Origin of the sequence: Paenibacillus sp. DCT19 (assembly GCF_003268635.1) — a bacterium.
Lineage (GTDB): Bacteria > Bacillota > Bacilli > Paenibacillales > Paenibacillaceae > Paenibacillus.
The window spans coordinates 1,625,626-1,639,242 of record NZ_CP029639.1 but is presented as its reverse complement, the minus strand read 5'-3'; the positions used below and the strand labels follow the sequence as shown (position 1 = coordinate 1,639,242).

The 13,617-nt window shown below is 45.4% G+C and carries 13 protein-coding genes; 4 read left to right on the top strand and 9 right to left on the bottom strand.

The genetic code is table 11. The features are described from left to right. The first annotated feature begins 277 nt into the window (after nucleotides 1–277). A complete protein-coding gene (locus DMB88_RS07195) occupies nucleotides 278–679 on the top strand; it encodes a secondary thiamine-phosphate synthase enzyme YjbQ (RefSeq protein ID WP_128100794.1) in 402 nt (133 codons plus the stop codon). A 185-nt stretch (nucleotides 680–864) separates the two neighbouring features. On the opposite strand, the gene DMB88_RS07190 is transcribed toward DMB88_RS07195, so the two are convergent. From DMB88_RS07190 to tkt, 5 genes are all read right to left on the bottom strand, one after another. Then, nucleotides 865–1,467 carry a TetR/AcrR family transcriptional regulator gene (locus DMB88_RS07190; protein WP_128100793.1) on the bottom strand — a complete coding sequence of 201 codons (603 nt, stop codon included), beginning with the start codon at nucleotides 1,465–1,467 and terminating at the stop codon, nucleotides 865–867. Nucleotides 1,468–1,472: 5 nt separating this feature from the next. Beyond that, nucleotides 1,473–2,105, bottom strand: coding sequence for a YigZ family protein (locus tag DMB88_RS07185; RefSeq protein ID WP_128100792.1), 633 nt, complete (start codon nucleotides 2,103–2,105; stop codon nucleotides 1,473–1,475). Nucleotides 2,106–2,285: 180 nt separating this feature from the next. Next, nucleotides 2,286–3,641, bottom strand: a complete 1,356-nt coding sequence (locus DMB88_RS07180; protein WP_128100791.1) for a glucose-6-phosphate isomerase — start codon at nucleotides 3,639–3,641, stop codon at nucleotides 2,286–2,288. A gap of 182 nt (nucleotides 3,642–3,823) precedes the next feature. Then, nucleotides 3,824–4,141 (bottom strand): pyrimidine/purine nucleoside phosphorylase, encoded by a 318-nt coding sequence (locus tag DMB88_RS07175; RefSeq protein ID WP_056699507.1) that lies wholly within the window; start codon nucleotides 4,139–4,141, stop codon nucleotides 3,824–3,826. 112 nt (nucleotides 4,142–4,253) lie between these two features. Next, complete coding sequence (gene tkt / locus DMB88_RS07170; protein WP_128100790.1) at nucleotides 4,254–6,296, bottom strand: transketolase; 2,043 nt, start codon at nucleotides 6,294–6,296, stop codon at nucleotides 4,254–4,256. Nucleotides 6,297–6,743: 447 nt separating this feature from the next. On the opposite strand from tkt, the gene DMB88_RS07165 reads away from it, so the two are divergent. After that, nucleotides 6,744–7,226, top strand: a complete 483-nt coding sequence (locus tag DMB88_RS07165) for a hypothetical protein (RefSeq protein WP_128100789.1) — start codon at nucleotides 6,744–6,746, stop codon at nucleotides 7,224–7,226. 81 nt (nucleotides 7,227–7,307) lie between these two features. Here DMB88_RS07165 and purU read toward each other — a convergent pair whose 3' ends face one another. Then, nucleotides 7,308–8,201 carry a formyltetrahydrofolate deformylase gene (gene purU / locus DMB88_RS07160; RefSeq protein ID WP_128100788.1) on the bottom strand — a complete coding sequence of 298 codons (894 nt, stop codon included), beginning with the start codon at nucleotides 8,199–8,201 and terminating at the stop codon, nucleotides 7,308–7,310. Nucleotides 8,202–8,224: 23 nt separating this feature from the next. Next, nucleotides 8,225–9,352 carry a deoxyribonuclease IV gene (locus DMB88_RS07155; RefSeq protein ID WP_128104352.1) on the bottom strand — a complete coding sequence of 376 codons (1,128 nt, stop codon included), beginning with the start codon at nucleotides 9,350–9,352 and terminating at the stop codon, nucleotides 8,225–8,227. 170 nt (nucleotides 9,353–9,522) lie between these two features. Between DMB88_RS07155 and DMB88_RS07150 the strand changes: the two genes are divergently transcribed. Together DMB88_RS07150 and DMB88_RS07145 are read left to right on the top strand one after the other, a co-directional pair. Beyond that, the gene (locus tag DMB88_RS07150) at nucleotides 9,523–9,993 is read left to right on the top strand and encodes a DUF2621 domain-containing protein (RefSeq protein ID WP_128100787.1); all 471 of its coding nucleotides are present in this window, start codon (nucleotides 9,523–9,525) and stop codon (nucleotides 9,991–9,993) included. Nucleotides 9,994–10,204: 211 nt separating this feature from the next. Next, nucleotides 10,205–11,116 carry a TIGR01777 family oxidoreductase gene (locus tag DMB88_RS07145; RefSeq protein WP_128100786.1) on the top strand — a complete coding sequence of 304 codons (912 nt, stop codon included), beginning with the start codon at nucleotides 10,205–10,207 and terminating at the stop codon, nucleotides 11,114–11,116. Here DMB88_RS07145 and DMB88_RS07140 read toward each other — a convergent pair. Together DMB88_RS07140 and DMB88_RS07135 are read right to left on the bottom strand one after the other, a co-directional pair. After that, entirely contained in the window at nucleotides 11,105–12,976 is a 1,872-nt protein-coding gene (locus tag DMB88_RS07140) for a DUF6382 domain-containing protein (RefSeq protein WP_128100785.1), read from the bottom strand. The two genes, DMB88_RS07145 and DMB88_RS07140, sit on opposite strands and share 12 nt — an antisense overlap. 35 nt (nucleotides 12,977–13,011) lie before the next feature. Beyond that, nucleotides 13,012–13,521 carry an A24 family peptidase gene (locus DMB88_RS07135; RefSeq protein ID WP_128100784.1) on the bottom strand — a complete coding sequence of 170 codons (510 nt, stop codon included), beginning with the start codon at nucleotides 13,519–13,521 and terminating at the stop codon, nucleotides 13,012–13,014. Between the last annotated feature and the right edge of the window lie 96 nt (nucleotides 13,522–13,617).

Genomic DNA, 13,617 nt, shown 5'->3' with positions numbered 1-13,617 from the left:
ATCTGATACTTTACCAGTTTACAGTACTAACCGTCAATGCTTTTATTGAATATATTAGAGCCAGATCTAAGATGTATTAACGACAAAGAATCAGCCACTAGAGGCAGGCTAAATGTTTAGAGTAAAGTCCTATGAGGGGAGCTTTAGTAGCAGGTATGATCGGATCCCTTCCACCAAAATCAATTGAGTGGTTTGTTTGGCATGTGCTGGGTAAGGTACAATTTAGAAGATTCAATTTAGAATACATGTTCAAAAAGAGCAAAAGGAGCGATGTATCGTGTTATATACCGAGAGTTTATCCACATCCCGGCGGGATGAAATGAGAGATATTACGAGGGACGTGGAAGCGATTGTCCGAACTAGTGGCGTGCAAGAGGGAACTGTGCTAATCTACTGTCCTCATACCACTGCTGGCATTGCCATTAACGAAAATGCAGACCCCGACGTGAAGCATGATGTTCTGCTACGTTTGGATGAAGTGTATCCTTGGGAGCACCCTGAATATCGACATGCTGAAGGCAATACAGCCTCTCACCTCAAGTCGATTACAACCGGCCCTTCGCAAACGGTCATTATCCATGAAGGCAGACTGCTGCTCGGTCAGTGGCAGGGAATTTACTTCTGCGAGTTCGATGGCCCACGTAAACGCCAGTATTTCCTCAAAATTATGGAAGGATAACGAACTTTGCGTTATCTTCAACTAGATCGTTACACAACACAAACAGGCGATTCCCACCCATTCCTGGGTTATGAACCGCCTGACTTGTTGTTTTGCATAATAAAACTTTCGCGAGACAACGTTATAAAGAATTAATGTTATGACAATTCACCGCCCTGAAGTGTATGAGTGCAACAAAAGCGTCATTATTGGACGCCAGGCTGGTGGTGGAGATTACGACAGAGTACTTTAACATGAGACAGTGCAGAGGACTCAATCTCAGCAAAGGTTACACGATCCTGATTAAAATAGGATATGAATCCGTGCATAGACAAAAACAGTGTACGTGGTACACATTCGATATCCTCTTCTGAACAGCCTTCCTCTTTCATGTATTGCCTAATGATGGATGCAAACAAATCAAAGCAACGCCCCTGTTCGGCACGACAATAAGACAACAATTCCTCGTCCCGCAGCATGAACATGATCTCGTATTGGTACGGATTATCCAAACCAAAGCGAATAAACTCCATCATGATATGTTCGGCTTTACTCACGCCATCACGTACTGGCCTGACCATAGCTTGCATCAGCAAATGTCCCAGATGGTTGAAGTCTTCCACCACAATGGCATAAAACAGCTCTGCCTTTTCCTTAAAATGATAATACAGCGACCCATGACTATAGCCTAGATGCTGGCCGATGCTTCGCATCGATATGGCGCGGTATCCTTTGGTAATAAAAAGATGCCTCGCCGCCTCCAGTATCCGCTCCCTCGACAATTCCTGTTCGACTGCTCTTCTAGCCATATATTTTATTCCCCTTCAATAAAATAAAGCCGCTGTCCTTCCGTGATCCGGGACTGCCCTTGCGTCAAATCCGTGATCCAAGCCACAAATGCCTCAGATTCACTATCCGGCGGAAGACAAGTCAACGTAACCTTATCGGTGAATCCAGTTTCACCTGTACGGACTTCCCGGCTCCTTAATTCATTTTCCACTTTCCCCAGCCATGTGTAGTCAAGCTCCACAAATATTTCACGATGCAGCACTTTGGTGATCGCTTCTCCAGCTTCAATGGCCGCAACAGCACCGTCTGTGTAAGCGCGAATTAATCCACCTGCGCCAAGCATGATTCCCCCAAAATACCGTGTAACCACAATAGCTACATTTTTCAATTGTTGATTTTTGATGACTTCTAGAATAGGTTTACCGGCAGTACCACTCGGTTCTCCATCATCGGATTGCTTCTGAATCTCATCCCGCTCTCCAATCATATAAGCGGAACAGTTATGCGTTGCATTCCAATGCTTTTTCTTAATGTCATCGATAAAAGCTATGGCTTCTTCTTCTGTCGTTACTGGCATAATATGTCCGATAAATCGGGACTTTTTAATGACAATCTCTAGATTGCCCGATTCTCGAACCGTGCGATAGCGTTCAATCATTCCAATCCAACTTTCTAATTTGATCCATTTTACAAGAAAGCAGTTCCCCGCGTGAGAACGCGGACGAACTGCCTTGTTTTAGACATTTGGGTTGGCACCTGAATCAATCATAATGATGACCCTGGGTTCCCCAATCGACTTAACACTTACATGATATCATCATATGAGCAGAGCGATGAATTATTCCGAAAGTCTCGCTTCCAGCGCGGCTTTCTCTTCTTCAAAGCCTGGTTTGCCCAGCAATGCAAACATGTTTTTCTTGTAAGCTTCTACCCCTGGTTGGTCAAATGGATTGACACCCAGCAAGTATCCGCTAATGCCGCATGCTTTTTCAAAGAAGTATACCAGATATCCGAAGGAATATGGAGTCATATCTGGAATGTTCACAATCAGGTTAGGTACTTGACCATCTGTATGTGCAAGCAACGTTCCTTGGAATGCTTTTTTGTTTACGAAGTCCATCGTTTTACCTTCGAGGAAGTTCAGACCGTCCAGATCGTCTGCATCTGCTTCGATTGAGATGTGCTCGGAAACTTCAGTCACTTGGATTACGGTTTCGAAGATGTTACGGCTTCCTTCTTGAATGAATTGACCCATGGAGTGCAGATCTGTTGAGAAGTCAACTGATGCTGGATAGATTCCTTTGAAATCTTTACCTTCGCTCTCTCCGAACAATTGTTTCCACCATTCAGATACAAAGTGCAGGGAAGGCTCGTAGTTTACGAGGATTTCTGTACCTTTACCTTTGCGATATAGTGCGTTACGAACAGCTGCATATTGATATGCTTCATTCTCAGCTACATTAGGGTTGCTATATTCCTTCGATGCGTCAGCAGCGCCTTGCATCATTTCTTCGATGTTGATTCCAGCAGTAGCGATTGGCAGCAATCCTACAGCCGTCAGAACAGAGTAACGTCCGCCTACATCGTCTGGGATAATGAAGGATTCATAGCCTTCTTCGTTCGCCAGTTTTTTGAGAGCGCCGCGCTCTTTATCTGTTGTAGCGTAGATGCGTTTGCGAGCTTCTTCTTTACCGTACTTTTTCTCAAGAGCTGCACGGAAGATACGGAATGCAATCGCTGGCTCTGTCGTTGTACCCGATTTGGAGATTACATTTACAGAGAAGTCTTTGCCTTCGATCAGATCCAGCAGATGTGTAACATAAGTGGAACTGATGTTGTTTCCTGCAAAGTAGATTTCAGGCGTTTTGCGTTTGTCTTTTGACAGATTGTTGTAGAAAGAGTGTGTCAGCATTTCGATCGCTGCGCGAGCACCCAGGTAAGAACCACCGATACCAATGACGATCAGAACTTCTGAATCGCTTTGGATTTTAGCAGCCGCTTTTTGAATACGAGCGAATTCTTCTTTGTCATATGCCGTTGGAAGGTCAATCCAACCAAGGTAGTCTGATCCGGTTCCCGTTCCGTTATGAAGCTGCTCGTGAGCCAAACGAATCGGTTCAGCGAAATAGTCTACTTCATGTTGATTGACGAATTGTAATGCAGTGCTATAGTCAAAAGTCACTTTTTTAGCCATGATCTAAAAAACCTCCTAATAATCGTTAAGTAATTTTCCGTTTTCCATACAAACAACTTAGCCTAAGGATACTTCAAATCCACCTTACTGACAAGCTTGCAACGCGAACTTTGTCGTTAAGTTATAAATAGCAAGAAGGGTAAACCGAACTCGCTAACGAGGTTCCGCTTACCCTTCTTATGTTATTCCGCCGGGTACGAGCAGACGTAGTCGGTAACGCTGCGTATCTCCAGTTTAAATTTGGAATTGGCAGGCACGTGGAACGTAGCTTGACCTTGAATCTCTTGCCAATCTTCTTCACCGGGAAGCAATACTTTCAGATCTCCGGACAGAATCTCCATAATCTCACGAGAATCTGTACCGAATTCGTAACTGCCTGGAAGCATAATGCCCAATGTCACTTTGCTGCCATCTCCCAAAATAACCGTTCTGCTGGTTACCTGACCTTCATAATAAATGTTGGCCTCTTTAACTACACTCACTTGATCAAACTGTGACATGCGTACCCGCTCCCCTGAAGTTAATGAAAACAAAAGGCAAAACAGTTCAGGGTGGTTACCCACCCCTCTCTGCGGAAATAAGCTTTTATTCTATTGCGCGTTGGTCAGTCTATTACAGCAGTGCTTTTACGCGGCTAACAACGTTATCCACTGTGAAGCCATACTCTTGGATAACACGGTCGCCAGGCGCGGATGCACCAAATGTGTTGATTCCGAGAATGTCGCCTTGATCGCCAACATATTTCTCCCAACCCATTGGATGAGCCATCTCGATTGCAAGACGAGCTTTAACGTCTGGAAGCAGGACGGATTCTTTGTACGCTTTGTCCTGTTTCTCGAACAGATCCCAGCTTGGCATGCTGATTACACGAACTTGGATGCCTTGCTCTGCAAGTGCAGCTTGAGCTTTAACAGCCAGTTGTACTTCAGAACCTGTAGCGATGATTTGTGCTACTGCTTTGCCGTCTTTTGAATCAGAAACAACATAAGCACCGCGCTTAACGTTCTCACGTGATCCTTCAACTGTTCCTTCCAAGATTGGCAAGTTTTGACGAGTGAGTACAAGGGCAACCGGGTTGCTCTTATTCTCAAGCGCATAAGCCCATGCAGCAGAAGTTTCATTACCATCCGCTGGACGGATCACCGTCAAGTTAGGAATGATACGCAGGGAAGCCAATTGCTCGATTGGTTCATGCGTAGGACCATCTTCACCAACAGCGATACTGTCGTGAGTCAGGACATACGTTACTGGCAAGTTCATCAATGCTGCCAGACGAACTGCTGGACGAAGGTAATCTGTAAATACGAAGAACGTACCACCGAATACTTTTACGCCGCTGTGCAGAGCCATACCGTTCATTGCACCAGCCATACCGAATTCACGGATACCGAAGTAGATGTTGCGACCTGCATAATCTTCAGGAGTGAAGTTAGTCAGGTTGTTCAAGTGAGTCATCGTGGAGCTTTCCAAGTCAGCAGATCCGCCTGTCAGTTGTGGCACGTTGTGCGCCAGACCGTTCAGAGCGTTACCAGATGCTACACGAGTAGAGAGTGCTTTGTCTGTTGCTGCATATTTAGGCAGGTCACGATCCCATCCTTCTGGAAGGTCGCCGTTGATCGCTGTCTCGAATTGAGCAGCAAGCTCTGGGAATGCTTTTTTGTACTCAGCAAACTTCTCATCCCATGCTTGGTTAGCAGCGATACCGCGATCTTTCACTTGTGCAAAGTGATCGCGAACTTCAGCTGGTACGTGGAAGTTTTCTTCGTAAACCCATTTATAATATTCTTTAGTCAATTTAGCTTCATCTGCACCCAGTGGAGATCCGTGAGTACCGCCGTGGCCGCCTTTACCTTGTTTGTTCGGGCTACCATAACCAATAACAGTTTTCACTTCAATCAATGTAGGACGCAGCGTGTCTGCTTGACCTTCTTGAATTGCTTTTTCGATTGCAGGAAGATCGTTACCATCTTCAACGCGCAGCACTTGCCAGCCATAAGCTTCAAAACGCTTCGCAATGCTTTCGGAAGAAGACAGATCCAATTTACCATCCAAAGTGATGTCGTTGGAGTCGAACAACATGATCAGTTTACCCAGGTGCAAACGTCCAGCCAAGGAAGCTGATTCATGAGATACGCCTTCCATCAAGTCACCATCACCGCAGATTGCGTATGTGTAGTGATCCACAACGTTAAATTGTTCTTTGTTATATGTTGCACCCAATTGTGCTTCAGCCATCGCCATACCAACTGCCATTGCAATACCTTGACCCAGTGGGCCTGTAGTTGCGTCAACACCAGCAGTATGTCCGAATTCCGGGTGACCCGGAGTTTTGCTTCCCCATTGGCGGAACTGTTTCAGTTCTTCCATTGGCAAGTCGTAGCCGCTCAGGTGCAGCAAGCTGTACAGCAACATGGAGCCATGTCCTGCGGACAGGACAAAACGGTCCCGGTTAACCCAAGTTGGGTGGTTCGGGTTATGAGTCATCGTTTTTGCAAAAAGTTGGTACCCCATTGGAGCGGAGCCCATCGGCATTCCCGGGTGTCCGGAATTTGCCTTCTCAATTGCATCAATCGCCAAAGTACGTACGGTTGTAATCGACAGATTGTCGATTGTAGTGTTCTCGTCCTTTTGAATCGCTTCGTTCTTGTCAGTCATGGTTTGTCCTCCTCATGTCTTTAGATAAGTCGGGTGCGCAAGCGAATCCCTCTCATCAATACCAAGCAAACCGTATATAACAATAAGTGAATCCGCTTGAGTGTTTCATTTTGACTTATTCACTTTTGTATTGTATCACTTGGCGTGAAGCTTTTCCATAACCTTCTTTTAGAAGTTCGGGAAAATTCGGTGATTTGCTGCGAGAGATGGGTTCACAGCGCCAAAAAATCGTGTAAAAAAACATTCCAGCCCATCTTTCGTCAGGACGAGCCTCGTCCATCCATCGGAAGAAGTATAACCTTTAACCAGAAAACCATACTCTTTTTGGCATGTAGATTTCATTTTAGCTTTTATTAATATTAACTTGCTCTTGTGATCCTGATTGGGAATTCAAAACGTAGTATACTTCAGGAAGCGAAGTAAATTTCATGGATTGGAGGTCTCGCTATGTCTTCTGACCCTATTGTTAAACGTTCCGAGTTAAACCGGCAGACCATCCCTTGGTTCAAAGGTGTATGGACGGGCGTCCTTTCGGGCCTCGTACTTGGATTTTTACTTAAAGCCATTCAGTCATTTACTGGCATTTCGGTCTATACTTTGCTCCTAAACATTGATTTCGTGCCCGGGCTACCACCAATACTGCCAGAATTCGTAGAATTTGCCCTGCACCTCGTTGTATCCATCGGCATCGGCGTGTTCTACATATGGTGGATACAGAATCGCCCTCAGTATGCCATGCTCAAAGGTATCCTAATTGGCGCAGTTTCCTCTCTTCTCTATATTCCGCTATCCCAACTGTCTACACGTGTTCCTGATTTGAATGATACACACGCCATTCTGTACTGGGTCACTGCCCACCTCATCTATGGAGTAACTCTTGAATTATGTGCAAAAGGCTTTACTAAGCTCAAAAAAGGCGATCCCCTATGAAGTACATAGATAGGAATCGCCTTTTTCTTTTGCCAGTTTATGTGGCTCCGAATCAACCTTGCACAGTATTAAAGCAAAAGCTTAAAATACAACGGTTTTATTTTCGTGAACCAAGATACGGTCTTCTACATGCCATTTCACAGCACGCGCTAGAACAACACGTTCGATTGTACGTCCGATACGTTTCAATTCAGTGACGTCATCCCCGTGGCTTACACGCTGTACGTCCTGCTCAATGATCGGTCCACCATCCAGCTCTTCCGTAACGTAGTGAGCCGTAGCACCAATGATTTTAACACCACGGTTGTATGCCTGAGCATAAGGCTTGCCACCCACAAAGGCTGGAAGGAATGAGTGATGAATGTTAATAATACGATTACGATAATGTTCGATGAACATTGGTGAGATGATCTGCATATAACGCGCAAGGATAATGACGTCAATATCGTCACCAATGATGTCGAGCTGACGTTGTTCTGCTTCCTTCTTCGTGTCTGCTGTAACCGGAATATGATGATACGGAATACCAAAGGACTCCACATAATCTTTCATATCCAGATGATTACTAACAACCAGTGCAATGTCTGCATCTAGGTCGCCAGCTTGCCATTGCCACAACAATTCAACGAGGCAGTGATCTTCTTTGGATACAAAAATGGCAAGTTTCTTCTTACGGCTTACAGCCGACAAAGTCCACTCCATTTCGAAACGAGTTGCTACCTCAGCAAAGTCATCTTCCAGCTTAGGAAGACTCGCTTCGAGCTGTGGAAGGTCAAACTCAATACGCATGAAGAACATGCCGCCAGCTGGATCCATCGTGTACTGGTCAGACTGAACAATGTTTGCACCGTGTTGGTGCAAGAAATGTGAAACAGCCGCTACAATTCCCGGCCCATCAGGGCAGGAAATGAGCATCCGCGCCCGATCGGCGCGGTTTTTAGCATCAGGACGTACTTGTTTAGCATGAATCTCCATCGGGTTATTCTTCCTCCTTCAAATTAAACCGTGACCAGTGCTTCCTTGCCTGCAAGCCAAGCAATCAAGCGTTGATTCAGTTGTTCTTCACTGAGTTGTGGGAACAGCGCTGCTTCAGCTACCAAGTCATATAGGCGCTCTAGCGGTTCACGTGGATCTGCTTTTTTGGCTTTCGCATCGTTCTTGAGCAAAGTCCACACATCTAGTACATAAGAACGGGCTTCAATCTCTTTCCCTTGGAAGAAGTGATGCAATTGCTCCACATCTGTCAGGAACTCTCCGCCAAATCGACCTTCAATATCGCCGCGCAGCAAAGCAATCTCAGCTTCGTACATCGGACGTTGTGTCTTGGCTTCTTTCCCGATCCAAGGCGTCTCCAGAATGAATGGGCGGCCTTGTAGTGCTTCATGGTGAACGATACGATGAATCGCTTCATAACCAATCCAGCCAGAGCCAATCGGCGTATGCCGGTCTTTATGTGCACCCACAGGGTTCTTACTATCATTAATATGCATAACCGCAATGCGGTCAAGACCTACGATTTCGTCAAACTGTTTCAGAACACCGTCAATATCATTCACGATATCGTATCCAGCATCGTGAATGTGACAGGTATCCATACATACAGTAAGGCGTTCATTGTGCGTTACTTTTTCAATGATTTGGGCAATTTCTTCGAAACTACGACCCATCTCAGTTCCTTTACCCGCCATCGTTTCCAAGGCGATATTTACATCAGTCTCTCTCACACCGTCCAGTACTTCATTTAGTCCTTGAGCGATCCGCTCAATACCATAATGTGCATCTTTGTCGGTAAATGCACCTGGGTGCAATACGATATTTTTGACACCAATGGCATGTGTACGACGAATCTCTTCCTGAAGGAAGCTCACAGCAAGCTCGTACGTATTTTCTTTGTACGAACCGAGGTTAATAATGTAAGGCGCATGGACAACGATATCTTCCATTCCACCTGCTTGCATAGCAAGTTTACCTTCTTCAATATACATGGATTCGATAGGCTTACGACGTGTATTCTGCGGTGCACCTGTATATATCATAAACGAGCTAGAACCGTACGAGGACGCTTCCTTCGTTGCACTCAATAATCCCTTGTCCGAAAAGGACACGTGGGAGCCGATTTTCAGCATCATTGATCCCCCTTAATCTGAATTATCCCTTATTCTAACGCGATTATCGAAATAAATCTAGAAATGCGCTATAATTCGGGATACAGGCTAATTTTTACAGCTAACATCTGGAACATGGGCAGGCGGAATCCGTCTTTCCGTGAAAATCAATGAACCGAGGTGACTCCGCAATGATTTTCGATTCCTATGCTTTGACGCTGGTCAGCAGTTCACCCAGCAATTGGTTTATGAATACCATGGCGTTCTGGACATTTGTTTTGCTTGGCAGTATGTGCATTGGCGGATTTTTTATGATGCGCAAGTTCCTGAAGGTTCTCCCTAAGGCAGACGGCAAGTCCAAGCTAGATTGGCAGAATCATTGGGTCGAGACAAGTCGTCACTTATGGACAGACGAAGCCAAGGCATTTTTGGATCAACTGGTGGAACCTGTTCCCGGTCCTTTTCGTGATATCGCCAAACATTCCATCGCTGCTGAGATTGGTAGAATCGCTGTGGAAGATCAGGCTACAGAAGTTTCGAGAGATCATTGCATCAAAGGATACATTATTGCCACCCCGAAGCGTGATAATAAGTTCCTCGTGAAATTCTTAGAGAAAAATAAAATTGATTATTTGCCCTATAAACATCTAATAAACAAATAAATACGTAGATAAAATAAACGAGCGATCATTAAATAGTTGTACCACAAATCATAATCGCCATCTTCACTAGAAATCTAATTTACTATTTTAATTTCCAACGAGCTCCGTCAGGTAAGACCCATTCGAGGCATTGCTTACCAGTCGGGGCTGTTTGTTGATCGGTTGTCAGGGTAATTATCAGCATAATGATATAAAAGGAGGGTTATTTTGCATGAAAATTGCTATTTGTGGAGGAACCGGATTTGTAGGAGGCGCACTTGTTGATTATTGGTTGCAGGCCGGATACCATGTGAAAATCATTACACGCAAACTGCCCGACCTTCATAACCCTAGTGAAAATCTTACATACATCTCTTGGGAGCAAGCCGAGGAACAGCCACATTTGTTAGAAGGAATGGATGCCTTGGTGAACCTTGCTGGGGAGACACTGAATCAGCGCTGGACGACCAAGGCAAAATTAGAAATTGTGGAATCCAGAGTAACGACGGTAGCTCGTGTAGCTAAGCTCGTCAAGTCACTAGAGAACAAACCGGAGGTTGTCGTTCAAGCATCTGCGATGGCGATCTACGGAACGTCTCCAACAGAGACCTTTGATGAGAGTAGTCCGCAAAAATCAATGAATTTTCCATCCCGTGTATCTGAACAGTGGGAAATAGCAGCCGATGCCATCCAAGATGTACGGCTTGTGAAAATCCGGGTAAGTCTTGTACTCGGTCATAAAAGGGGAGCCTTCCCTCTCATGAAACTACCTTATATGTTGGGGGTTGGCGGTAGAATCGGCAGTGGCAAGCAGTGGACGAGTTGGATCCACATTATGGATATCGTGCGACTGATTGATTTTACGATTCAGAACAAAGACATCTCAGGACCGGTGAATGCGTCATCGCCGAACCCTGTAACAAATGACGAGTTTGGGCGCATTGTCGGGAAGGTGTACCATCGCCCGCATTGGTTCCCCGTACCTGGATTCCTCATCAAGACCTTGGTAGGCGAACTCTCAGTAGTGCTGCTGCAAGGACAGCGCGTGATTCCGCAAAAGGCTCTAGATCACGGGTTCGAGTTTACATTCCCTACGTTAACCAAAGCCCTAGAAGACCTGAAGCATCGAGACTTATCCGACTGATCGATAGGTGTATGATGAATCAGCTAACGTAAATGTATCTCCATCCTGCAATGGATATTCTTTGTACGGGGCAAGTGGATTGCCTTGAAGAATCGTTCCATTGACAGAGCCCAAATCCTTGATCACATAGCCCGTTTTGTTCCGGCTCAATTCCACATGAGCACGGGACACACCGGTTGCTGTATCGACCCACTGCACCATGTCTGCTGATCTTCCGATCACAAAAGAAGCTCCGCGTACATCCATCCGTTCATTATGCTCACCCGTCGCTGAACGACGTTCCAGATAAAATGACGACATACCCATTCCTGCTATTGCTTGTTCCCCACCTCCTACATTCTGCAAATTAACCGTTGGCTCTGTTGCCACATGATAACGTGGTAATTCAGAGGTCGATGGAGTGATAGGCGCAGCCTGCGGAGTTAGATTATCATGCGTTTCTGTATGCAAATCCTGCAAACGAGTACTCGTACCATGACCTACGTAACCAGCAGCAGTGGAAGCTTGATCGATAGCCGGTGCTGGAGCGTTCCAACGCCAGTTCTCCTGAAACATCTCATCCTCTTCTTTAGGGCGTTTCTTGCCTAACCCAAAAAAGGTAGATTTTTTATCTGTAGAAGTGTCCATAGCGTTCGAATCGGAATCCGAGTATGGATATGAATCCTGTTTCTGATCTGCTTTGTTACGTTTGGTGTTGCCTTTTGGCGTATTGAATCTCCCCTTGCTAATCCACGCCCATACAGCGATGGCAAGCAATACAACACTTAATGCAGCAGACAGGATCATTTGTGTTTCAACTGGTTGCTCCATGTAGATGAATCTCCATATCAATGCCATGCCCACCATACAGCCCAACAGGATATAAGTTACCTTGGAAGAAGCCGCTTTCTGCTCGGCTTGATCGTCCAACTGTTCATCATACATGTCATCTTGTACTGACGCTTTGGGCAACCGCCCTAATGACTGCTCATTACCGAAGTTAGACTGAGATGACTGAGGTGGTGTATCTCGTTGAGAACGTCTAGTTGAAGAGCTGGACATCGACCTGTTCACTATATCCAGTTCCTTCTCATCAGGATTCTTGGCGTGTTGACGCCAATGGAGCGGTTGTTCCGATTCAAAAAGCACATGCTGCGGCGAGTAAGACTCCCGACTACTAAATTGTGGCTGGCCTATTCGAACATCTTCTGAAGCATGATTGCCTGATAGTTGTGCATGCTTACCGACCCCACCGCTTCCAGTCGATCTTGAAGATAGAAACTCAACGTTACTTGAACCTTTCTGTTCATCTACATACAACTCCAACAACAACTCTCGCAATAACTGAACATCCCATTGCTCCGTATCACATAATTGCAGAACACGCTGGATGCCTTGTCCTTGTAATTCCTTCGTATGTGACATTAGGCGAATAACCAGTTCGCGAAATTGTAGAGGTGTAGAATCCACTTCTGGCGTATCCATAAGAGGTACGTAGACTAAACCAAGCTCACCCTGCTCAAGCGATCCCTTTACGAAAATATACTCCTCTTGCAGCATCAACTTACGTGACTCCAGCATATATTGACGACATTCGGTAAAGGTGTCCGCAAGCTGGTACAATATACCGTATAGAACAGCCATTTCAATCCTGCTCGACTTCAAAACCTGTGACAGCATTTTATAGCCTGAGATGTCATACTGTAACGTCACCGTGCTGTCCACTTCACGAATATGGATAGGTAGTAGCCGCGGAATCGAATTGGCAGTGAGCATGCCCGTCTGTACTCGGCTTAAACTCTCCATTTTCAGCCCTTCCGGTTTTTCCAGAACCATAAAGGCTCCACCGTTGCGGATAAAATCCCTTGTTAATCCATACATACCGATCCTCTCTTTCCAAATAGCTTTAATTCAATCTATATCGCAGCCATATATACATAAACACTGATGAACCCGGGTAATACCGCCAGCATAAACGGAAACTTTAATGTTTTATCTTTACTAACCAGCTGAAGTGAGCCAAGCATGAAGAAGCCTGCAATCCCACTTGCCATGGCACGAATTCGTTTGGCAAAATCTCTACGGAACAACAAGATGATCAGACCAATTGCACCAGCGTACAAGATGGAATAGACCAATACATGAATGCCAAACACAAGCCCCGTCCATGCTCCTATACCGCCAAATAACTTAACATCTCCTGCACCAACAGCTCCAAATGCATACATTAGAAACATGATGCCGAAACATACACCAAAGCCTGTTACTGAAAATATGAACCCTTCCCAGCCCTGACAAATCGTATGAGCCAGGAGTCCCGCAACAGTTACAGGAAGCGTCAACCGATTCGGAATTTTCATTGAACGTACATCTGTAACAAAAGCGGCCAGTACATATAAACCGCAAATAATAGAGAACCAGGTCACTTCCGACTCTCCTCCCTTCTAGAGGTGGTACTGAAAACCAATTTTTTTGAACACTCACATCTATTACTTTCTAGAGGCAACATCGAACGCCGTTTC